Below are 22,639 nucleotides of genomic sequence, written 5' to 3'. Positions count from 1 at the left end.
AAAGCCCTTTTCCTGAATGCTCACGTATATAAACGGGCGTATATTCTTCACGAAAATACTTCTAAACGTTATTACACTTTATCAATTATAAGTTTTGTATGTGTAAAAAGCAAACCCAACTGTTACCTTATTTTCATATTCAGAGTTTTTTTCTTCACTTTTATTTTTTTATATTTACTGTAAGCGCTTATTATAAGTTTCTTCTATTTTCGTAACTATCATCCCTATTTATATACACCAATTATTTCAACATCGTAATTACTTCTTCTAATTTCATACCGCGAGATGCTTTTATTAATACAACATCTTTCACATCGACTACTGCTTGTAAATCTTTTACTAACTCTTCTTTATTATCATACGCCTTTACACGTTCATTAGGGAAATTAATTTTCGCTCCTTCAGCAATTTGAGCCCCTAATCTACCGTATGTGAATACATGCGAGATTTTTGCTGGATCAATTAATTTTCCTACCTCATAATGGAACTGTACTTCTTGATCTCCAAGTTCTAACATATCACCGAGCACAACGATTTTTTTAGCAAAACCATCTAAACCATTCATTAAATGGAATGCTGCTTCCATAGCCGTCGGGCTTGCATTATAAGCATCGTTGATAATTGTTAAACCACTATTTGTTTTCACAATTTCCATACGCATGCCCGTCATTTGAAGTGTTACTAAACCTTCTTTCATCTCTTCCCACGTTACACCAAAATGTTTCGCAATTGCCATTGAAGCAAGTGTATTATACACATTATGTTTTCCTAACACCGGTAAGTAGAATGAAATATTTTCATCTCTATTCATTTTGAAATGTGTCCCAGTTGCTTGTAATGTTACAGTCGTTGGATAATAATCGTTTGCTCTTGCATCACCAAACGTAACCGTTTCTGCTGCTAAATTCATTCCAGGAACACGATTCGTTAATAAAGGCTCATCTCCGTTATATACGAACACGCCACCTTCTTGTAATCCTGTAACAATTTCTAATTTCGCTTCAGCAATTGCCTCACGAGATCCTAAATCCATTAAATGTGCCTCACCAATATTTGTAATGATAGCTGCATTAGGACGAGCTAACTTAGATAAGAATTCAATTTCGCCTCGGCTTGACATACCCATCTCTAATACTGCTACTTCTGTATTTTCTTCTAAGTTTAAAATGGTAAGAGGTAATCCGATATGGTTATTGAAGTTCCCTTCTGTTTTTTGCACTTTGAATTTAGTCGCAAGAAGACTTGTTACAATATCTTTCGTAGATGTTTTACCGTTACTACCCGTTACACCTACAACTTTAACATCCAATTGATCGCGATAGTTTTTCGCTAACATTTGCAATGCCGATAGCGTGTCTTCTACAAAAATAACCGGAAGATTCTCAGGTGGGTTCGCTACATCTTTCATCCATAATGTAGCCACAGCTCCATTTTCAACAGCTTTATCTACAAAAGCATGCCCATCGAAGCGCTCCCCTTGAATCGGAACATACAAGTTTCCTTTTTCAATTTTTCTCGTATCAATAGACACGCCTTGAATAGTAATTCCCTCATATTGCTCTGCTAATTCAGTACCATTTACCATCTGTTCCACTTGCTTTAACATTCGCTTTATCATATAGAAACGCTCCTTACATAGAGGAAGCACTATTCCTATGAATAGTGCTTCCTCCTTTTTTGTTAGATTGTATATTTAATTTTTTGTTTTTCTTCGTGACGTTCAATCGCTAAACGAATTAGCTCTTCGATTAATTCTGGATACGGTAACCCAGTATGTTGCCATAATAGAGGGAACATACTGAACGGTGTAAATCCTGGCATTGTGTTTACTTCGTTAATATACACTTCTCCATCTTTCGTTAAGAAGAAATCAGCTCGCGTTAAACCTGCACCGTCTAATGATTGGAATGCAATAATCGCATCACGCTTAATTACATTAGATTCTTCTTCTGTCATTTCAGCTGGAATAATTAGCGCCGTATCACCATCGATATATTTCGACTTATAATCATAGAAGTCCTTTTTCGGAACGATTTCACCTACAACTGAACATTTCGGCTCATCATTACCTAGTACCCCAACTTCTACTTCACGACCTACAATATTTTCTTCTACAATAATTTTGCGATCAAATTGGAATGCCTCTACAAATGCATCCTCAAGTTCTTCACGATTTTTACACTTATTAATACCAACACTTGAACCAAGGTTCGCTGGTTTTACGAAGCAAGGATATCCTAACTTATCTTCTACTTTAGAATAAGCTTCCTCACGATTTTTTTCCCATGCACTACGAATGAAGGATGCATATTTTGCTTGTTTTAAACCAGCCTCTGCAAAGATGTTTTTCATAACAACTTTATCCATACCAGCAGATGATGCTAGAACACCATTTCCTACATAAGGGATATTCATTAATTCTAATAGTCCTTGAACCGTTCCATCTTCACCGTTTGGTCCATGTAGTAATGGGAAAATAACGTCAATAGCGTTCTCCTCAGAAGCTGCAGATGGGATAATTTCTGTACTTAATGATAACGGAGAAATCGCATTTTCTGCACCGCTCATTTTTAAAGCTTCAACATCTGTTACTTCGCCTTCAATACGCTCACCACGTATCCATTGACCTTGTTCTGTAATATAAATTGGATGAATCTCGAATTTATCTTGATTTAACGCTTTAATAGCAGCAAGAGCCGTCTGTAGCGAAACTTGATGCTCAGCTGATTTTCCACCATATAATAAACCTAATTTAATTTTCGTCAATGAAATCACCCTAACCAATTGTTTTCATTTTTCTATTTTAGCACTTTTTATAAAAATAGGTAGTTCCTATTTGAAATAAAATGTAACTTCCATAAATAATTAAATAACATCACTTATTGGTTTTTCATTTCATTTTCTATATAACTACACAAAATAAAATGGCAATCTAATCTAGTTATGTACCTAAAATATGTAGAAATCCCCTTTTTTGTGTATGTCACCTATTCACTAAGAAGATTGTTTGGTTAGTGTGTCTTTTTGCCTTTGCTCCACAAGGCGATCTAAAGAAACATATACAATACCTGCAACTACACATCCTACAGCTAAAATTGTAAATAGAAAGTGACCAAGTAATCGATCTAATAAAAAACCGCCCAAAAGTGGACCAAATGCGCTTCCTGTAATCCACTGCAAACTTGCAGCTCCCATATAAGTCCCTCTCAAATGCTCAGGGGCCAAATTTGCTACAAATGTCATCTGTACAGGCGACATAATCATCTCACCTAACGTATATATAGCATAAACGAACAGTAGTATTATTAAAATAATTGTAGCATTTGTATTAAATTCTCCAAACCACTTCGGTAACCATCCTATAAAAAATAATCCAATCCCGAATAAACATGCACCATATAACATCGTCTTCCCGACTGGTTTATCCGTAGCCCATTTTGAAATTTGAAATTGGAATAAAACAACTAATAGTCCGTTTAACGCCATTAAATATGGATATGGATTATTCGTTCCAAAAATATGCTTCATTTCATTATCAAAATGTAGTGGCAACATGCCTTCGGTTTGAGAAAACCCCATCGAAATGATAATGCCTGCTAATAAGTAAATCATTAATGCCTTATCTCGCATTACAATTTTCCAAACTGCCCCAGCTTCCTTTTCTTTATGTTCTTCCTTATCTGTCCTTTTTGGCATCGTCTCTTGAATAAGAAGTAATACAAGTAACGCATAAAATAGCATTGTAGAAGAGGCAATAATAAACACAAGGTTCTTTGACAACACAACTACTGATGCTCCCATTATCGGACCAATCGCAGCACCTATATTGTGTCCCATTCGTAATAAACCATATGCCTCTGTTCTTTTTTCTGGTGCCGTTACATCCGCGACCATAGCTGATGCAGCTGGATGAAATAAAGAATTACTCAATCCTAAAAAAATAGATAAAATTGCATATGGAATAAATCCTTCTATAAATAGAAAACCGAGCATTAATAATGCATTACTTGCCATAGAAAATATCATAATAGGCTTTCTTCCATATATGTCAGCAATTCTCCCTCCTATAAGTGATCCAAAGCTTGCAGCAATTGGAGAAAGCGCCATAATAACCCCAACTTCCAACAACGAATCTACCTTATCTTTTAAATATAATGCAAAAAAAGGCATTAACATCATCATTGCAATTCCATTTAACGTCTCTCCAATAAATCGAATCCATACGTTACGGTCCATCTCCCTTAACTCACGCCACGTATTTTTCATCATTTCACCCCTTTAGTTAGCCAACAATTATCTTATAATAAGTTCAGAAAAATGTAAATTTTCAAACAAAAAATCCATTCTAACAGAATTAGAATGGATTTTTTCACTTATAAATTTGCAACATCTTCTTCTTTTTTACTATTATTTAAAGCACTATGTTTTCGGCTATATAAGAAGTAAACCGCTATACCAATAACCATCCATATCCCAAAACTAATCCATGCTGTCCCCGATAATTGAAGCATTAAGTATAAACAGAAGATCACTGTTAATGCTGGTAAAAATGGTACAAGCGGAGCCTTAAATGCCCTTGGTAAGTCTGGATGTGTTCTTCTCATTACGATTACCGCAACAGCTACGAGTGCAAATGCTGACAATGTCCCCATATTTACAAGATGTGCTAAAACATTTAAATCTATTAATCCTGAAATCAGTGCCGCAATAATTCCCGTTGTCCATGTATTTAAAAATGGCGTTTTAAATTTCGGATGGACTTTAGCAAGACGTTTCGGCAGTAAACCATCTCGGCTCATCGCATAAGAAACACGAACTTGCCCATACATCATAACTAGCATTACTGTTGTAATTCCTGTAATTGCTCCTACTGAAATTACCCCCGCTAAACCATCTTGTCCAATAAATTGAAGTGCAAAAGCAACTGGATCTGATATATTTAGCTGTCCGTATGGAACAATTCCTGTCAAAATAAGCGAAACAACGATATAAAGAACTGTACAAATTAATAACGATGCAATAATACCAATTGGTAAATCACGTTGCGGACGTTTCACTTCTTCTGCCGCTGTTGAAACTGCATCAAATCCTATAAATGCGAAGAATACTGTAGCCGCTCCAGCCATTACACCATCTAAACCAAATGGCATAAAAGGCGTCCAGTTTTCAGGTTTCACATAATTAAAACCAGCAAAGATAAAAATAAGAACAACTGCTATTTTAATAAATACCATAATGTTATTTACTCGTGCACTTTCACGAACACCCCTAGATAAAAGAACTGTCATCACTAAAATAATTAGAACTGCAGGTAGATCAATTATTCCACCCTTACCTGTACCAGGAGCCGAGGAGAGAATAGTCGGAATATGAATTCCAAACCCCTTTAATAAAGATTGAAAATATGCAGACCAACCGTTCGCTACAGCAGATGTAGCAAGTAAATATTCCAGCATTAAGTCCCAGCCAATTAAAAATGCGAATACTTCCCCCATCGTCGCGTATGTATACGTATACACACTGCCCGAGACAGGAACTGAAGAAGCAAATTCAGCATAACAAAATGCAGCAAAGGCACAAGCTAGAGCGGCAATCGCAAATGATAATATAATAGCTGGCCCAGAATGTTCCGCTGCCACAACACCCGTTAGAACAAAAATACCAGTTCCAACAATTGCTCCGATTCCAAGCATAGTTAAATCTAGCGCGCCCAATGTTCTTGCTAACGTTTTTTGCTTACTTTCTTGCATTAACTTTGCAATTGGCTTCTTTTGAAAAATTTGCTTCATCTTTCACTCCTCCAAGTTTTAAATTTTCTGAAAATTTTTAATTCGCTTTTTCATTTTACTCATTACGCTTTTCCTAGTCAATACTTTTGTCGAAACAAGTAGAAATTCTTCTGAATATGCACAATCCTTATTATTCTTTCTATATATCTTTCCATTATTTTTTTGGTATTATTATACATGTCGATTCCGTGAAAAAGGCATGCCCCCTTATTGAGAGCATGCCTTTTTTACTTATTTCACAGTATATGAACCTTGTTCAATCCAGCTATACATATACTTTTCATCTTCTGTTTCATGTGCTTGTTTTACAATACGAAGCGGACGGAATGTGTCTATCATAACAGCTAATTCAAGCGTCTCTTTCTTCCCTATACTTGCCTCTGTTTTCCCCGGATGCGGTCCATGGGGAATCCCGCTCGGATGAAGTGTAATAGAACCTTCTTCCACACCTTTGCGACTCATAAAGTTTCCTTCTACATAGTAAAGAACTTCATCACTATTAACATTACTATGATAATATGGTGCCGGAATTGACTCTGGATGATAATCGTATAAACGTGGTACGAAAGAGCAAATAACAAAATTATGTCCTTCAAATGTTTGATGTACTGGCGGTGGCTGATGAATGCGCCCTGTAATTGGTTCAAAATCCTCTACATTAAATACCCACGGATATAAATAGCCATCCCATCCCACAACATCTAACGGGTGGTGTCCTAAAACATGTTTATGCATATAGCCTCTTGATTTTGTCATTACGACAAACTCGCCTTTTTCATCATATGTCTCTAATTTTTCTGGACCACGAAGATCTCTTTCACAAAACGGACTATGCTCTAACAATTGTCCGTATTCATTTCGATAACGACGCGGCGTTGTAATTTGGCTATTCGCCTCTACAACAAGAAACTTAGTCTCTCCTTCATCTGGAATAACACGATAAATCGTTCCAATTGGGATCGTTACATAGTCGCCTTTTCTATAGTGAATCGTTCCAAACATTGTTTCAATTTTCCCTGTTCCATAATGAACAAATAACATTTCGTCGCCATCACCATTACGATAGAAATAATCCATTTTTTCTGTTGGACTCACTACTCCAATTAACAAATCTTCATTTCCAAGTATGAAATTCCGTCCACTTATTGCATCACCACTTTTTTTACTTTCTTTCGTTCGAAAGTGGCGATGAGAAAGAACAACATCCTCTTCATACTGCAACTGACAAGAATGCGATAATGCAGAATGACCTACTTCTGTTGGCATATAATGATGATACAAAATAGACTGCGTACCAGAAAAACCTTTTGTTCCCATTACCTGTTCACGATAAAGCGATCCATCTTTTTTACGAAATTGTACATGTCGTTTATGAGGTAGTTCTCCCATGTGACGATAAAACATGCCCATCACCCGCTTCCTTTTCTTTTTTGATCGTATTACGTAGTGTACCTAAACCAGTAATCGACAGTTCTACAACATCTCCATCTTGTAGCCACTCTTCTGTACCCAGTTCTAAAATACATCCTGTTCCTACTGTCCCAGAACCAATCACATCTCCTGGATATAACGTAACGTCCTCTGAAGCACGTTCAATCATTTCAGCAAATGTATAGTAAATATCTTGGAAGTTTCCTTTTGATAATAGTTTTCCATTTACATGGGCAGTCATTTCTAAATTATATCGATCACCATTACGATAAACGTCTAATTCCTCTTTCGTAACGAGATGTGCTCCTAATGAAGTTGCAAAGTCTTTTCCTTTCGCTGGACCGAGGCCTACTTTCATTTCTGTTGCTTGTAAGTCTCTCGCACTCCAGTCGTTCATAATACAATAACCAAAAATATATTCCTCTGCTTGCTCACGAGAAATATTTCGCCCTTCTTTTCCCATTACGCAAGCAATCTCCAACTCATAATCAAGCTTTTTAGACTTTTTCGGACCAATTACAAAATCACCGGAACCAATTACAGCACGATGATTAGTAAAATAAAAAACCGGAATATCATACCATTCGGGCACAACATCTAATCCTCTTCGTCCGCGAGCTGTTTTTACATGTTGTTCAAATGCGTAAAAATCTCGAATACTACTCGGATTAGGAAGAGCAGCTGTCAATTGTACTTCTTCTAAAGCATATATACCCTTATTTGGATTCTTAATATTCCGCACTACTTCTACATACTCATCCGCTTTCTCTAAAAAAGCCATCATAGAAGAAGGGATTTTCCCTTCACTAGCAAGATTCATATCTATTACTTTGTCACCTTCAAGCCATCCAGCCCGTAGTTCTTTTGAAGGAAGACAAAATGTAACAAATTTCATCCTGATTCCTCCTTATAAAAATGAAATTTCCACCAGCAAAGGGACTTTTGCTGGTGGATATAAATCTTATAAGTTTCCGCGACGCTCTTGTTCTCTTTCAATTGATTCGAATAACGCTTTAAAGTTTCCTTCACCAAATCCACGAGAACCTTTACGTTGAATGATTTCAATAAATAAAGTCGGGCGATCTACAATTGGTTTCGTAAAGATTTGTAGTAAGTAACCTTCATCATCACGATCTACTAAGATCTTTAATTCTTTTAACTTATCAATTTCTTCATCGATTTTTCCAACTCGTGCAGTTAACTCATCATAATAAGTATCAGGTGTATCTAAAAACTCCACCCCATTTGCACGAAGCGCTTCAACTGTTTTAACAATATCACTTGTTAATAAAGCAAGATGTTGTACACCAGCTCCATTATAGAATTCTAGATACTCTTGAATTTGTGACTTTCTCTTTCCGTCTGCTGGTTCGTTAATAGGAAACTTAATACGACTTCCATTCGTCATAACTTTCGACATTAACGCCGAATACTCTGTACTAATATCGTCATCATCAAAATGAATCATTTGTTTAAAGCCCATAACATTCTCGTAATAACTAACCCACTCTTCCATTTTTTCAACATTACCAACTACATGATCAACAGCAATTAAACCAGACTCTTCAAATGGAATATTAAATTCTACCTTTTGGAATCCTGGCATAAATGCCCCTTTATAATTTTTACGCTCTACAAGCGTATGAATTGTATCACCATACGTACCAATAACTGCTTTTTTCAATGTACCGTCCTCATCTGTTAATTCCTGCGGTGGAGCAATTGCGACGGCACCACGTTTCACTGCTTCTGAGTATGCTTTATCAACATCATCAACAAGTAGTGCCACATCCTTCACGCCATCACCATGAGTCTTTACAAACTCTGCAATACGATTTTCACTACTTAAAGCTCCAGACACAACGAAACGCATATTTTTTTGCACAAGAACATAAGATACCTTTTCACGGTTTCCAGTTTCTAATCCAGAGTAAGCCACAATTTTGAATCCGAACGCTCTCGCAAGATAATAACTCGATTGCTTCGCATTCCCTACGTAAAATTCCAAATGATCTACATCACGTACTGGAAAAAAGTCCTCCATTTGTGCAGCTAGCGTATCCATAGATTTTTGTTTCATAATATCTTCATCCCCCTGTAAATAGATTAAATGGTCCATACTTAAAACCAACCGAAAACGCTTCCAACATTAATTAATAGAAATTAGTTAGCAAGCTAACAAATTCTGACCTTTAAAATTTTCTATCTTTTCTGTCAAATTCCTCTTTTTTTCTTACATATAAAATTCGACTTTTTTCTCTTTGAAATAAAGCGGGATTTTATTCAGTGGATTTTTGATTATTCGTTGAATCAAGTTTCAACCGCAGCGTTTAATTAGCCATGAATGCTGGATAATGAGGTAACTTTAATACTTGAGGGGATATAAGAAGAATATAAAAAAGACTCCAACATATTAACTACTTACTAATACGTTAGAGTCTTTATTTTTTTTGAATGATTGTATTTATATATCTCATACTAATACATTTGCAAGGAATAGAATAAATGATGTTAATATTACTGCTCCACCTAAGGATCCTAATAAATCTGTTTTTGTTACTTGAAACACTTGTTCACTGTTCATATCCCTCATTCTCCTTCCTTTTTTGTTTGATTTAAAACTTCTATTATACTAATACACTTGATAAAAATACGATTAATGCTGTTAATACTACCGCTCCACTTGCTGATCCTACGAAGTCACCTTTTGTTACTTGTAATACTTGCTCTTTCATATCTTTCATTCTCCCTTCTTTTTCTTTTGTTACAAAGCTTCTATTATACTAATACGCTTGATAGAAATACGATTAACGCTGTTAATACTACTGCTCCACTTGCTGATCCTACGAAGTCACCTTTTGTTACTTGTAATACTTGCTCTTTCATATCTTTCATTCTCCCTTCTTTTTTCTTTTGTTACAAAGCTTCTATTATACTAATACGCTTGATAGAAATACGATTAACGCTGTTAATACTACCGCTCCACTTGCTGATCCTACGAAGTCACCTTTTGTTACTTGTAATACTTGCTCTTTCATATCTTTCATTCTCCCTTCTTTTTCTTTTGTTACAAAACTTCTATTATACTAATACGCTTGATAGAAATACGATTAATGCTGTTAATACTACCGCTCCACTTGCTGATCCTACGAAATCACCTTTTGTTACTTGTAATACTTGCTCTTTCATATCATTTATCCTCCCTTTTTATAAGTTATCTATATGTAATTTCTAAGAAATGTTTATTTCATAGTTTTTATGTTAACGTTACATTAATTTTGATAACGTAACGTTTGTAACATTAATGTAACATAACTATTATTACGTTGCAATATAATTACGTAAAATTTATTACACTTTTTTTACGTTTTTTTATAATAACCCTCAAAAACCTTTATTTAATGCGTTTTTCACTAAGTTCACGTTTGTAACATTCGTGTAACATTACAGTCATAAAGTGAAATGTAGTCATATTCCTCTCTATTTTTGTTATAAATCGTTTATTTAGTGACACTAAACCTATCTAATCTTTTACTTACTTTTAATATGAGATAAAATACCGTCTTTCCAAGATAAGTTTATATGTTTCCTCTATATAACTATGTATAATGAAAACAAAGAGGTGGTCATTTTGAAATTAATCGCATTAGATATGGATGGTACACTACTATCATCTAATCTTGAAATCTCCAAAGAAAACCTACAAGCAATCCAAACTGCACAAGAAGCTGGTCATATTGTAATGATCTGTTCTGGTCGTGCGAAAGAGGATGCTTTAAAGCTATTGGAAGAATATAAATTATCTCTTCCAGTCGGAGCAAGCAATGGGGCTATTGTTTATGTGGATGGAAAAGTAATTAACTCGCGTTGTATACAAAACGACAAAGTGTACAAACTTGCAAAATTACTAGAATCTGAAGGTTTCCCATATAAGCTATATACGAATAAAGGAGTTTATTCTCCATATACATGGCAAGATCAAGTGATGCAAGCATTCGAAGAAAATAAGCATGCGCTTGATGTTACATTAGAGGAACTTGAACGAATTACAGAAAAGCAAAAGAAATCGAACCTAATTACTGATTTCAAAAAAATAGAAGATGTTGTAAATAACCAAGAACTAGAAATATCTAAATTCTTCATTTCAACATTTAATGCAGCGCATCGCGCACAGCTATTAAGCGTGTTACAAGAAGACGCTGATATTATGGTTACAGCATCAGCTCCTACTAACTTAGAAATTATGGATAAGAATGGACATAAAGGAAATGGGCTACAGCAGATGGCAGCTCATTTTAATATCCCTATTGAAGATACAGTTGCTATTGGTGATAATTTTAATGATGTACCAATGCTAGAAGTAGCAGGCTTATCTGTTGCAATGGGCAACGCTGAAGAAGATGTAAAAAAACTATGTGATGTTGTAACACTAACAAACAATGAACATGGTGTTGCTCACGCAATTGAGCAATTTGTATTGAAACAAACTTCATCTAGTAAATAAAAAAAGGACTCTTTCAATTTGAAAGAGTCCTTTTTTTATACATGATGACAAGAAACAAAATGATTATCACCAACATTACGAAATTCTGGTATTGTTTTTTTACAAACATCTGTTGCAAACGGGCAACGTGTATGAAAACGACAACCCGAAGGTGGACTTGCTGGACTTGGAATATCCCCTTCTAGTATAATTCGCTCTCGCTTCACTGTTGGATCTGGTATTGGAACAGCTGATAACAATGCTTTTGTATACGGATGTAGCGGATTGGTAAATAACTCATCACGCGGCGCCGTCTCCACAATTGTACCTAAATACATAATTCCGATTTTCGTACATAAATGTTCTACTACACTCAAATCATGTGAAATGAATAAATAAGATAATCCCTTTTTCTCCTGTAACTCACTAAATAAATTAATAATTTGTGCTTGGATAGATACATCTAGTGCCGCCACAGGTTCATCAGCTACAATAAATTCCGGATTTAATACCATAGCTCTTGCGATTACGATACGCTGACGTTGTCCACCAGAAAATTCATGGGGATACCGGTCAATATGATAAGGAGCTAATCCACATAACTCCAATACTTCAATTACCTTTTCACGAACATTTTCTTTCGTCGCTAATCCGTGGGCCAACATTGGCTCTCCAAGCGCTTCTCCAATTCTCATTCTCGGATTTAATGAGCTAAATGGATCTTGGAAAACGAGCTGCATATTAGGGCGATGTTTTCTTAATTCCTCCTTGGATAAAGAATGAACATCTTTCCCTTTAAACTTCACTTCTCCCTCCGTTTTTTGAACGAGGCGTAAAATTGTTTTTCCTATTGTTGTTTTTCCGCTCCCTGATTCGCCAACGAGACCAAACACTTCACCTTTATTAATAGTAAAACTTACTCCATCAACCGCTTTTACATGCCCAATTGTTCTACTAAATACGCCACCCTTAATTGGAAAATATGTCTTTAGATTTTTCACCTCTAATAATGGTTCACTCATTGTTCCGCACGCTCCTCATATAACCAGCAAGCTACTTTATGATTTTCATCATTTACATTTAGATTTGGGGCTTCTTTTTCACATATTTCCATACAATGCTCACAACGCCCACTAAAGTAGCAAAACTCACCTAAACCAACTAAATTCGGAACTTGCCCTGGAATAGAATATAGTTTATCTATTCGTTTTCCCATTACTGGTTTTGATTTCAACAATCCTTTCGTATAAGGGTGTTTTGGATTTTGGAATATCTCTAGTACTGGAGCTTCTTCAATAACTTTCCCGCCATACATAACGACAACGTAATCAGCCATTTCTGCTACGACACCTAAATCATGTGTAATTAATAAGATCGACGTTTTAAATTCTTCTTTCACTTGTCTTAGTAAATCCAATATTTGAGCTTGAATCGTAACATCAAGAGCTGTTGTTGGTTCATCTGCAATTAATAACTTAGGATTACAACTAAGCGCAACAGCAATCATAATACGTTGTAACATCCCGCCGCTCAATTCATGCGGATAAGAATGAACAATTTCATTAGCACGGGCTATGCCAACTTTACGAATTAACTCAATTGCTTTCTTATACGCTTCATTTTTACTAAGTAATTCATGCTCCCTTAGCGTTTCTACAATTTGCTCACCTACAGTGAAGACGGGATTTAGCGATGTCATCGGTTCTTGGAAAATCATCGCAATATCATTGCCTCGTAAACTACGAAGTTCTTTCTCTTTCATTCCTAAAAGACTTTTTCCTTCATATAAAATGTCTCCACCTACTACACTGCCAGATTCAGCAATAAGCCCCATAATAGATAAAGCCGTTACACTCTTCCCGCAACCTGATTCTCCTACTACACAAACCGTTTCACCTTCTCGAACAGCAAAGCTAACATGGTTTACAGCCTTCACTGTCCCTTCCTCCGTTTGAAAGTGTGTTTGTAAGTCTTTTAGCTCTACTACCGCTCTACTCATACCTTCTCACCTACCGTCTCATCTTTGGATCTAACGCATCACGAAGTGCATCACCAAGTAAATTAATTGATACAACTGTTATAAAGATTGCAAAACCAGGCGGAATCCATAACCACGGACGCTTTTGGAAATCAATTAATGAGTTAGCTGCGCTAATCATGTTCCCCCATGATGGCGTAGGTGGGACGACGCCGAGACCTAAGTAGCTTAGCGCGGATTCTCCCAAAATAGAACCCGCAACACCTAATGTAGATACGACAATTAAAATGGGTAAAACATTAGGTATTAAGTGATATATAATTTTCCGGTAATCTTTTATTCCTAACACATCCGCAGCTTGCATAAATGCTTGCTCCCTAAGTGATAAAATTTGCCCTCTTACAAGGCGAGCAAGCCCTGGCCAACCTACTAAACTTAAAATAATCATAATGACATATAAACGATAATCAGACGGTACTTTCCACTCTGATAAAATCGCACCCATTATAATAAGTAACGGTAATCCTGGCATCGACATTAAAATATCTGCAAGCCGCATAATAATATTGTCCACAATACCACGATAAAAACCTGCAATCGCTCCTAATACAGCTCCTAGTATCACTGATAAAACCATTGAAGCTATGCCGATAGTTAATGAAATCCGTCCCGCTTGCATTAGTCTCGTTAAAATATCTCTTCCTAATTGGTCTGTACCAAGCCAATGAGAAAAACTAGGTGGTTTGTTAATTAGTGCAACTTGTATTTTCCCTGATGCATATGGTGAAAAGAAAGGACCAATAAAACAAAATAAAAACATAAAAATTAATGCATACAATCCTACGAGTGCCATCTTATTTCTTTTTATCTTTTTAAGAGCCTGTCGCCACGGTGATGATTCATTTTTCCTTTTCTTCTTTTCTTTTTTCTCTGTAATCGCTGTAACAGTTTCCATCTCATTCCCCCCTTACTTCAACCGAATACGTGGATCAACAACTGCATATACAATATCTGCGAAAAAATTCGAAACAATTGTTAAACAAGAAAGAAACATCGTAAATGCCATTAACACTGTATAATCGCGGAAATTTAATGCCTCTAATTGAATACTACCAATCCCTGGCCAGTTAAAAATTTGTTCAATAATAATCGCTCCTGAAAACAAACCTGGTAATTCAAATGCTAATAACGTAATTGCCGGTAATATTGCATTTTTTAATGCATGCTTATAAATAACCGTCTTCTCCTTCAAACCTTTCGCTCTTGCTGTTCGTATGTAATCTTGTCTTACAACCTCTAACATACTTGTTCTAAAATAACGAGTTAGCGAGCCGACCCCAAGAAGTGTCAAAATAAATACTGGTAAAATCATATGTTTTGCAACTTCTATCACGTAAGCAAATCCTGTTGAATTACTGCCAACATCAATCATTCCACCTATCGGCAATAATTTAAGATCCACTGCGAACACCTTAATTAGAAACAAACCAATAAAAAATGAAGGAAATGACATTGCCGCAAAGATACCAATTGTTACAAGCTTATCGAATAAAGAATGTTGCTTCGTCGCCGAGAATACACCGATAATAAGTGCAATTAGCCAAATAAAAAATAACGCAATAACTGCTACACTAAAAGAATTCCAAATAAATTTATTTAATAATGATGTTACAGGTTCTTGATATTGAAGCGAGAAACCAAAATCTCCTTGCAATGCATTACCTAACCAATGAAAATAACGCTCAATAATTGGCTTATTTAATCCATACAATTCCCTAAGCTCTGCTGCTCTTTGTGGTGTAATCTTAGGATTTGAATCAATATAATCCCCCGGAAGAAGTGCAAACAGGAAGAAAATAACAATTGATGTTCCAAATAGTGTAGGAATCATTTGTAACAACCTACGAACGATATACGTCTTCACCCTTTTCCTCTCCAATCTTATGCTTAAAATAGAAGAACATTTTTTCGAATCAGCATATTACTAGCTGAATGAAAAAATGTCTTCTACTTATACATTCTTCTCGTTATTTTTCAATAGATAATACTGGCGAGTTCGAACTAATACTGTCATACTTCTCAGGATCAATTCCTTTAATGTTTCCATTGTAAGCTGTGATGACTCTACGATAATTCAATAAAATTACTGGCGGATCATCACTTAATTCTTTGTATAGTTCTTTATAAATCGGTTTACGTTTTTCAATATCTACAGTTTCAAGTCCCTTTTTAATTAATGCATCTACTTTTTCATTTTTATATCCTAGGGTATTATCATCACCATCCGAGGAGTAGCCACCTACAGTTTCACTTGGATCTGTTGTAATTGGTGTTGCAACAGAAGCTAAATCATAATCTCCTTTTTTTACTTTTGACAGCATCGTATTAAAGTCCATAAATTCAGGGTTAAATTCAACGCCTAATTCTTTATAGTTCTCTTTTGCAATCGGAATAAATAAATCACCGTCTTTTGCCGAGCTTGCACCATAATACGTTAATTTAAGCTTTTGACCATCTTTTTCACGAATTCCGTCTGAACCAGCTTTCCATCCAGCTTCATCTAATAATTTCTTCGCCTTATCTAAGTTATATTCGTACTTATTAATCCCCTCTTCTGTATAAGCCCAAGATGTTGGATGAATTGGAACATTAGCTACTGTACCGTATCCTTTAAAAGCTGTATCTACATACTTTTTACGATCCAAACCATAAATAAGAGCTTGACGAACTTTCTTATCTTTTAAATACGGTTTTTTACTATTCATTCTTATATAACTAAATGAAGAAGCCGTCTCTATTTCAACATTTGCAAACTGCAAACTCTTCACTTGTTCTAAAATTTCATCCCCATAACCTACTCCTGTATAATCTATCTCACCTGTTTGGAATAATTGGAACTTGGTATCCGGTGAAGTAATTTTATAAATAAAGTTTTGAATTTTTGGTTTACCTGCATAATAATTTTCATTTGCTATAAAACGAACTTCCTGTCCTGGTATATACTTTTCGAACTTATATGGCCCCGCAGCTATCGGTTTTCCATATAACTCTTTTAAATAATCTAAACTAGTATTTTGTTTATACTCTTTTCCATAATAAGCTTTCGATAATACTGGACCACCTAAAGCAATTAGCGCTTGTGAGTTAACTTTTTCAGTCGTAATTTTAATTGTTTGTGGATCAACAACTTGAATTCCTTCAATAGACATCGCTTTTCCTTCTTTATATTCTTTTCCACCTTTAATTACATATTGTGAAATATCATCGCCGCCTTCATATGCTTTATCATGTAGAAGTGTTAATGTAAATGCTACATCGTCGGCAGTTAATGGCGATCCATCACTAAATTTCAAGTCTTTACGTAAATGAAATGTATATGTTAATTGGTCTGAAGAAACATCCCACTTCTCAGCAAGATCCGGTATCGGTTTTCCTTGTTTATCTGTTGTAACAAGAGAAGCAAATATAACCGATGTCACATTACCATCCCAACCATTCTCTTGAAAGTAAGGTAAGAAAACTCCCCCAGGCTTGGAGATACCTGAAATAAAAGTATCTTTTCTATTTTTTGCCTTATCAGGCACCTTTGTCTTATCTGTAGCAGCAATCTTTTCAACTTTTACATTTTTTAAATCCTGCTGTTTAACCGGCTCTGTAGAAGCCGCGTCCTCCTGTCCCCCACAAGCAGACAACACAAGCGAACTACTTATTAATACCGAAAATACACCAGCCCATTTTTTTGTCTTTTTCTTCATTGTCCCCACCCTAACTTTTTATGATTATACCCTCTGAACGAATTACCTTATGTATGCCTCCCACAGCAACATTTATAGCCAATCGGAAAAGTCGGTTTTAATCGTAAAAAAATAGATGTTTTTGAGGGGTAACAATCTTATTCCGACCTTTCCGGTAGACTTTATGGTTATTAGCTTATATCGTTCATTATGTTTTGTCAATTCTTTCTAAATAAATATTTTGAGAATTTTTCCAAAATTATCACTCTACATTTATACTTTAAGAAAACTCAGCTATAATTCGTATTAAAACTTAAAAATCTACTTCTATTCCTTCAGCATGAAACATAGAATACTAATAACCAATTACAAAAAAGGGGGCGAAAATATGGACAACCTATTCCAATACGTCCTGCACTACGTATTATTAACAATTATGATAGTCGGAGCGCTATTACTATTCCCGTTCTTCCCAAAGTTCGTCCTCTTTTTAGCTTTTTTTATCATGCTCGGGATCGCTATTATAATTTCAACGAGAGAAGATGCCACGCAAAAAGAGAGCAGAGTTCAGCGCGTAAAGCTGTAACTTTGCTCTCTTTTTGTTTTCATTCACTAGTCTCTGTTACACATATTTATTCCGCTATTTGCCGGGCAGTAAGACCCCCTCTGATTAAAGTTTCACTTTATCTCTCGGGAAATAATTAGCCTTTGTTTTTGTAATTACTCCTATCGAAAAACCACTAATGACATTTATTTTTCAGCTTATCATTTTCATATGTTTCACAAACTATGCAAATTAAGGAAAATGGATTTATCTAAGTTACTGTTTCACGTGAAACACATCGCTTCATTTAACCTTTAAAGCAAAATATCATTATGAAAAAAGCCACTTCCTCCAGCAAAACTGAAAGGAAGTGGCTTTCTACTCATTACTCCACCATATTCTCTAATTCATTATATAAATCTGCTCGTAACAACTCTTTCTTCGTTTTTTCCTCATATAATTTTTCAAGTCTTTCAACATCAGCTACATATTCCATTTCACTTTCTAATGCATATATATCTTCTTCTATATGCATTAACTCGTTTTCAATCTCCGCAAAACTTCTAGAATCTTTCTTTTTTATAGAGATTGCTTCAACACTTTTTCTTCCATGGTGCTTATGCTTTATTACTTCCTCCTCAAGCTTTTCTTCCCACTTTTGACGAGCCCATGCATAGTTTCCTGCGAACTCAAATAATTTGCATCTATCAATCCAGTACGTCTTTTCAAATAACTTATTTAAAAAATATCGATCGTGTGAAACAGCTAAAATCGTTCCGTTATATTGCTCAAGGGCTTCCTCTAAAACTTCCCTTGATTCAATATCAAGATGGTTTGTCGGCTCATCTAAAATTAGAAAATTGATGTCTTGATACATAAGTTGCGCAAGTCTTAATCTCATTTTTTCTCCACCACTAAGTTGCGTTACTTTCTTAAATACTGCTGGACCATAAAACAAAAACTTAGCTAATATATGTCTTGCTTCTCCCTCTGTTACAGCCACATTCTCTCTGAATGCTTCCAATACATTACTCTTCATATTTTCATATGCATGTTGTGATAAATAACCAATTTTGACACTACTACCAATTCGAATTTCACCAACGTCTGGATTTATTTCTTCTAATAGTAGTTTTAATAATGTAGTCTTTCCTGTACCATTACGACCAACGATAGCAGCACGCTCTTGAAAACGAACATGTAAATTCGCTTGTTCAAATAAAGATCGGCCAGCAAAACCTTTACTCACTTCTTTCATTACAACAACATCTTTTCCGCTTCTCTCTTGCCCTTCAAACTGAAGACCCATCTGTTTTCTTTCTAAAATCGGCCTCTTTAATTTCTCTATACGCTCTAACGCACGTTCCATATTCCTCGCTCTTTTATGCAATCCTTCATTCGGAGGATTCGCTTGATTTGCCCATTCACGTAGGCGCTTAATTGCTTCTTTCATTTTCTTTATTTTCTTTTGCTGCTCTTGATAAGCTTGAAACTCTTGAAGTGATCTTTCTTCCTTCTCCTCAACGAACTGAGAATAATTCGTATGGTACACGTGAATCTCTCCATCTTCCAGATCAAAAATTTTCGTTACAACTTCATCAAGGAAATAGCGATCGTGTGAAATAACCATAACTGTTCCATTATATTCTTTTAAAAATTTCTCTAACCATTCAACTGCAAACAAATCTAAATGATTTGTTGGTTCATCTAATAGAAGTAAATCTGGTTTCTGCAATAGCATATATGCAAGGCTTACTTTCGTCTGTTCTCCTCCACTTAATTCCGTAAATACTCTTGGAAATAAGTCTGTTACTTGTAAGCCATTTGCTACCTTCATTATATTTGCCTCTATTTCATAACCACCGAGAAATGCAAATTTTTCTTGAATTATTCCGTACCTCTCCATTAGCTTTTGCAAAGAAGATTGTTCCTGCTCCTCCGCCATATTTTTTTCTAGAGCATGCATTTCTTTTTCTAATTCCTTTTCTACTTTAAAAGCGGAACTCAATACATCATATACAGTCATGAACTCATCAAACTTCGGAATTTGTGCGACATGACCAATACGTGTACCTTTCTTCATATGGATGGCTCCTGCATCCAAACTCTCCATTCCCGTCAGAAGCCCAAAGATTGTTGTCTTCCCACTACCGTTACGACCAACTAATCCAACACGTTCACCATTCTTTATTTCAAGCGATATATTTTCAAATATGGTGTTTCCACCAAAAGATTTCGTTACATTATTTACACTACAAATAGTCATTTTCCGTACTCCTTTCAATATAAAAAACCATGAGAAAGAAACATTCCCCATGGTTTTTCGGCATAGAAAAAGGAAGCCAAATAGCTCCCTTTTCACACGTTTATTAAAAATGGGTGAAGAGATTTCTATCGTTCAATAGTCACTATGCAATTGTTAAAAAAGGGCATACGTATCCCGTTAACAACTACATCATGAAAAATCGCACGACAAAAATAGATAAAATCTAAAAATTTGGCACGTGCAGCTAAAGAACGTTTCATCTCATTCACCCCTTTCGTACGGAATTTAATACTTACTTCTTTATTATACTTTCCAATTTCATGTTTGAATAGTCATTTTTCTGAAAATAATGAAGATAGACTAAACATTTCAATAAGTGACATCAAATCTTACAAAACTGTTATGTTCACGTAATGGAAAGCGATAGTACGAAAAGATGCCTCCCTATACAATAAAGATGTAAACAAGCGAGACAAACAAAAGGAGGAAACAAACATGATGAAAGAAATCGTAAAAGCAATCTTTGAGGTATTAGTGAACGGACAAGCAGTTGTAAAAGAACTAAATGAACTATAAAAAGGAGTGAAGAAATATGATGAACATGGTGAAAATGATTTTACACGCTTTAGTCGATGCAAAAGCAGTTAGCCAAGAATTAAACCAACAATAAAAAGGGGTATATGAATATGAAGAAAGCCATTATTATAATTGCAAGCACAGCAATTACCTTATACACAATAAAAAAGAGAAAAAAGAAAAATAATGAAAATGTTCTATATTATCCATACACGCTATTAGAGAAAAAATAAAAGACAAGGTACCCTATCGTAATGAGGATATCTTGTCTTTTATTTTTCCCCTATTCCTTTAGAGGATTTCCTTCTCCTTTTCCCGAATGTATTAAGCGGGATTTTTACACATATTTTAAAGGGGCATATATACAAATGGATACACAACAACTATATTTTTTAAACGATATCGGTAAACAAAAACCAGAAAGTATTCGGAATAGAAGCGCTGCATGTCCATTTTGCGATAAAGAACAATTAACGGATATTTTAGCAACTGATGGTTCTATTATTTGGTTAAAAAATAAATTTCCTACATTACAAGATACATTTCAAACAGTGTTAATCGAAACCGATAATTGCGAAGATCATATCGCAACATATACAAAAGAACATATGAGAAAATTACTGCAATTTTCTATTCAACATTGGTTACACTTACAGAAGAACGAAGAGTTCGCATCTGTGATTTTATATAAAAATCACGGTCCATTTTCAGGTGGAAGTTTGCATCATGCACACATGCAAATTATCGGAATGAAATATGTAGATTATCTTGAAAATATTGAAGAAGAAAATTTCCAAGGGTTAATTGTTCAAAAAAATGAACGCATTGAGCTTAATATTTCAGAGCGTCCCATTATTGGCTTCACTGAATTCAATATAATCATTGATAATATTTCATATATAGATGAAATGGCAAATTACATTCAGCAAACTGTACGTTACATACTGACAGATTTCCATAAAGGATGCAGTAGTTATAACTTATTCTTCTATTACTTAAATGGAAAAATTATTTGTAAAGTTGTACCTAGATTTGTCGTTTCACCATTGTATGTAGGATATAAAATACCGCAAGTTTCTACAAAACTAGAAGAGGTGAAAATACAACTCACGCAGTATTTCACGAAAGAAAAGAATGAAATTATTCATAAAAAAACAGAGTAGGTATAGAAAACCTACTCTTTTATTACACCTTTATTTCGATAGTACACATCTTCTAATCCGATGTTATACTTCATGTTATTATCCGTCCACTCTGGCCCTAAATTCCCTGGCCATCCAGATGTATTCGCTATATATTTCAGTAATGCAAAATCAGTCAAACCTTTTTGCACCCCACGCTTATATCCTTTCATTAAATGCGGCATTGCAATTTGCGCATTTGTACGTGGATCTTTCAGCTCATCATCAGTTAAATGTTCTGGTGCAAGCCCGCCGCCGCGGTGTAGTTGAAACAATCCGAATGAAGTTCCATTATCTCCAACACTTCTTGGATTTAATCGACTTTCATGCTCGGCAATTGCAAGAGGTATCCATTCTGGAAGATTTACTTTCTTCGCTTCCTCTATAATGATTTGTTTCATCTGTTTTGCTTCTTCTGAATCAACATAGCTTGTTCCATTCACTAGCTTATCCATTCCTTCAGACTTTCCTTGGAAATATAAATATACTCCAAGAACAACTAAAAATCCTACAAAGAATTTCTTCACTACCTCTACCTCTTTCTCCGCTGAAATTTGTCCCCTTTCAGCCTTCCCTTTACAATTACCTACATTCTATTACTCTTTTATCATAGCAAATAACTATACATATTATCATCATGCTTTAGACCGATTTTGT

General features: G+C 35.2%; 24 protein-coding genes. 4 read left to right on the top strand and 20 right to left on the bottom strand.

The window, feature by feature from the left end:
- Positions 1-241 precede the first annotated feature (241 nt).
- The 12 genes from murF to ACZDYH_RS26860 all read right to left on the bottom strand — a co-directional run bounded on the left by murF (position 242) and on the right by ACZDYH_RS26860 (position 10,409).
- Positions 242-1,618 (bottom strand): UDP-N-acetylmuramoyl-tripeptide--D-alanyl-D-alanine ligase, encoded by a 1,377-nt coding sequence (gene murF / locus ACZDYH_RS26915; protein ID WP_000595957.1) that lies wholly within the window; start codon positions 1,616-1,618, stop codon positions 242-244.
- A 62-nt stretch (positions 1,619-1,680) separates the two neighbouring features.
- On the bottom strand, positions 1,681-2,766 hold the full coding sequence (locus ACZDYH_RS26910; RefSeq protein ID WP_016124207.1) for a D-alanine--D-alanine ligase: 1,086 nt from the start codon (positions 2,764-2,766) through the stop codon (positions 1,681-1,683).
- A 228-nt stretch (positions 2,767-2,994) separates the two neighbouring features.
- Positions 2,995-4,266: an MDR family MFS transporter gene (locus tag ACZDYH_RS26905; protein ID WP_049108565.1), complete on the bottom strand. Its 1,272-nt coding sequence runs from the start codon at positions 4,264-4,266 to the stop codon at positions 2,995-2,997.
- A 107-nt stretch (positions 4,267-4,373) separates the two neighbouring features.
- Positions 4,374-5,789: an amino acid permease gene (locus ACZDYH_RS26900; protein WP_434713333.1), complete on the bottom strand. Its 1,416-nt coding sequence runs from the start codon at positions 5,787-5,789 to the stop codon at positions 4,374-4,376.
- A 231-nt stretch (positions 5,790-6,020) separates the two neighbouring features.
- Positions 6,021-7,193, bottom strand: a complete 1,173-nt coding sequence (locus ACZDYH_RS26895; protein ID WP_088363520.1) for a homogentisate 1,2-dioxygenase — start codon at positions 7,191-7,193, stop codon at positions 6,021-6,023.
- Positions 7,159-8,115, bottom strand: coding sequence for a fumarylacetoacetate hydrolase family protein (locus ACZDYH_RS26890; protein ID WP_000673988.1), 957 nt, complete (start codon positions 8,113-8,115; stop codon positions 7,159-7,161). The genes ACZDYH_RS26895 and ACZDYH_RS26890 overlap by 35 nt, the downstream gene beginning before the upstream one ends.
- Positions 8,116-8,181: 66 nt before the next feature.
- Positions 8,182-9,300, bottom strand: coding sequence for a 4-hydroxyphenylpyruvate dioxygenase (gene hppD, locus ACZDYH_RS26885; RefSeq protein WP_000810922.1), 1,119 nt, complete (start codon positions 9,298-9,300; stop codon positions 8,182-8,184).
- A gap of 393 nt (positions 9,301-9,693) precedes the next feature.
- On the bottom strand, positions 9,694-9,804 hold the full coding sequence (locus ACZDYH_RS26880) for a DUF3948 family protein (RefSeq protein ID WP_001083690.1): 111 nt from the start codon (positions 9,802-9,804) through the stop codon (positions 9,694-9,696).
- 43 nt (positions 9,805-9,847) lie between these two features.
- Positions 9,848-9,964, bottom strand: coding sequence for a DUF3948 family protein (locus ACZDYH_RS26875; protein WP_000654250.1), 117 nt, complete (start codon positions 9,962-9,964; stop codon positions 9,848-9,850).
- A gap of 34 nt (positions 9,965-9,998) precedes the next feature.
- On the bottom strand, positions 9,999-10,106 hold the full coding sequence (locus tag ACZDYH_RS26870; RefSeq protein ID WP_000664237.1) for a DUF3948 family protein: 108 nt from the start codon (positions 10,104-10,106) through the stop codon (positions 9,999-10,001).
- Between the two features lie 44 nt (positions 10,107-10,150).
- Positions 10,151-10,267, bottom strand: a complete 117-nt coding sequence (locus ACZDYH_RS26865) for a DUF3948 family protein (protein ID WP_000654250.1) — start codon at positions 10,265-10,267, stop codon at positions 10,151-10,153.
- Positions 10,268-10,301: 34 nt separating this feature from the next.
- Positions 10,302-10,409, bottom strand: coding sequence for a DUF3948 family protein (locus tag ACZDYH_RS26860; protein WP_000664237.1), 108 nt, complete (start codon positions 10,407-10,409; stop codon positions 10,302-10,304).
- Between the two features lie 442 nt (positions 10,410-10,851).
- On the opposite strand from ACZDYH_RS26860, the gene ACZDYH_RS26855 reads away from it, so the two are divergent.
- Positions 10,852-11,724 carry a Cof-type HAD-IIB family hydrolase gene (locus ACZDYH_RS26855; RefSeq protein WP_000766424.1) on the top strand — a complete coding sequence of 291 codons (873 nt, stop codon included), beginning with the start codon at positions 10,852-10,854 and terminating at the stop codon, positions 11,722-11,724.
- A 35-nt stretch (positions 11,725-11,759) separates the two neighbouring features.
- On the opposite strand, the gene ACZDYH_RS26850 is transcribed toward ACZDYH_RS26855, so the two are convergent.
- The 5 genes from ACZDYH_RS26850 to ACZDYH_RS26830 form a co-directional block, all read right to left on the bottom strand.
- The gene (locus ACZDYH_RS26850) at positions 11,760-12,725 is read right to left on the bottom strand and encodes an ABC transporter ATP-binding protein (RefSeq protein ID WP_434713329.1); all 966 of its coding nucleotides are present in this window, start codon (positions 12,723-12,725) and stop codon (positions 11,760-11,762) included.
- A complete protein-coding gene (locus ACZDYH_RS26845; RefSeq protein WP_065229648.1) occupies positions 12,722-13,702 on the bottom strand; it encodes an ABC transporter ATP-binding protein in 981 nt (326 codons plus the stop codon). Before ACZDYH_RS26845 ends, ACZDYH_RS26850 begins: the two co-directional genes overlap by 4 nt.
- A 10-nt stretch (positions 13,703-13,712) precedes the next feature.
- Positions 13,713-14,636, bottom strand: coding sequence for an oligopeptide ABC transporter permease (opp4C, locus tag ACZDYH_RS26840; RefSeq protein ID WP_000451060.1), 924 nt, complete (start codon positions 14,634-14,636; stop codon positions 13,713-13,715).
- Positions 14,637-14,648: 12 nt separating this feature from the next.
- Positions 14,649-15,605, bottom strand: coding sequence for an ABC transporter permease (locus tag ACZDYH_RS26835; protein ID WP_000860745.1), 957 nt, complete (start codon positions 15,603-15,605; stop codon positions 14,649-14,651).
- A gap of 103 nt (positions 15,606-15,708) precedes the next feature.
- Positions 15,709-17,436 (bottom strand): ABC transporter substrate-binding protein, encoded by a 1,728-nt coding sequence (locus tag ACZDYH_RS26830; RefSeq protein WP_434713326.1) that lies wholly within the window; start codon positions 17,434-17,436, stop codon positions 15,709-15,711.
- Positions 17,437-17,803: 367 nt separating this feature from the next.
- Between ACZDYH_RS26830 and ACZDYH_RS26825 the strand changes: the two genes are divergently transcribed.
- Entirely contained in the window at positions 17,804-18,001 is a 198-nt protein-coding gene (locus ACZDYH_RS26825; RefSeq protein ID WP_000369254.1) for a hypothetical protein, read from the top strand.
- Positions 18,002-18,344: 343 nt separating this feature from the next.
- On the opposite strand, the gene abc-f is transcribed toward ACZDYH_RS26825, so the two are convergent.
- Both abc-f and ACZDYH_RS26815 read right to left on the bottom strand, forming a co-directional pair.
- Complete coding sequence (gene abc-f / locus ACZDYH_RS26820) at positions 18,345-20,225, bottom strand: ribosomal protection-like ABC-F family protein (RefSeq protein ID WP_086388411.1); 1,881 nt, start codon at positions 20,223-20,225, stop codon at positions 18,345-18,347.
- Between the two features lie 125 nt (positions 20,226-20,350).
- Positions 20,351-20,485, bottom strand: a complete 135-nt coding sequence (locus ACZDYH_RS26815; protein ID WP_000830643.1) for an RAxF-45 family protein — start codon at positions 20,483-20,485, stop codon at positions 20,351-20,353.
- A gap of 420 nt (positions 20,486-20,905) precedes the next feature.
- Between ACZDYH_RS26815 and ACZDYH_RS26810 the strand changes: the two genes are divergently transcribed.
- Both ACZDYH_RS26810 and ACZDYH_RS26805 read left to right on the top strand, forming a co-directional pair.
- The gene (locus ACZDYH_RS26810) at positions 20,906-21,034 is read left to right on the top strand and encodes a hypothetical protein (RefSeq protein WP_002023099.1); all 129 of its coding nucleotides are present in this window, start codon (positions 20,906-20,908) and stop codon (positions 21,032-21,034) included.
- 135 nt (positions 21,035-21,169) lie between these two features.
- The gene (locus ACZDYH_RS26805) at positions 21,170-21,964 is read left to right on the top strand and encodes a DUF4931 domain-containing protein (protein WP_025710407.1); all 795 of its coding nucleotides are present in this window, start codon (positions 21,170-21,172) and stop codon (positions 21,962-21,964) included.
- A gap of 11 nt (positions 21,965-21,975) precedes the next feature.
- Here the strand turns inward: ACZDYH_RS26805 and ACZDYH_RS26800 are convergent, their stop codons facing one another.
- Positions 21,976-22,509 carry a transglycosylase SLT domain-containing protein gene (locus tag ACZDYH_RS26800; protein ID WP_000713249.1) on the bottom strand — a complete coding sequence of 178 codons (534 nt, stop codon included), beginning with the start codon at positions 22,507-22,509 and terminating at the stop codon, positions 21,976-21,978.
- Positions 22,510-22,639 lie beyond the last annotated feature (130 nt).

The sequence above is a fragment of the Bacillus sp. EB V-12 genome, assembly GCF_056158125.1.
The sequence above is the reverse complement of the archived record's forward strand: the minus strand, read 5'-3'. Positions and strand labels throughout refer to the sequence as shown.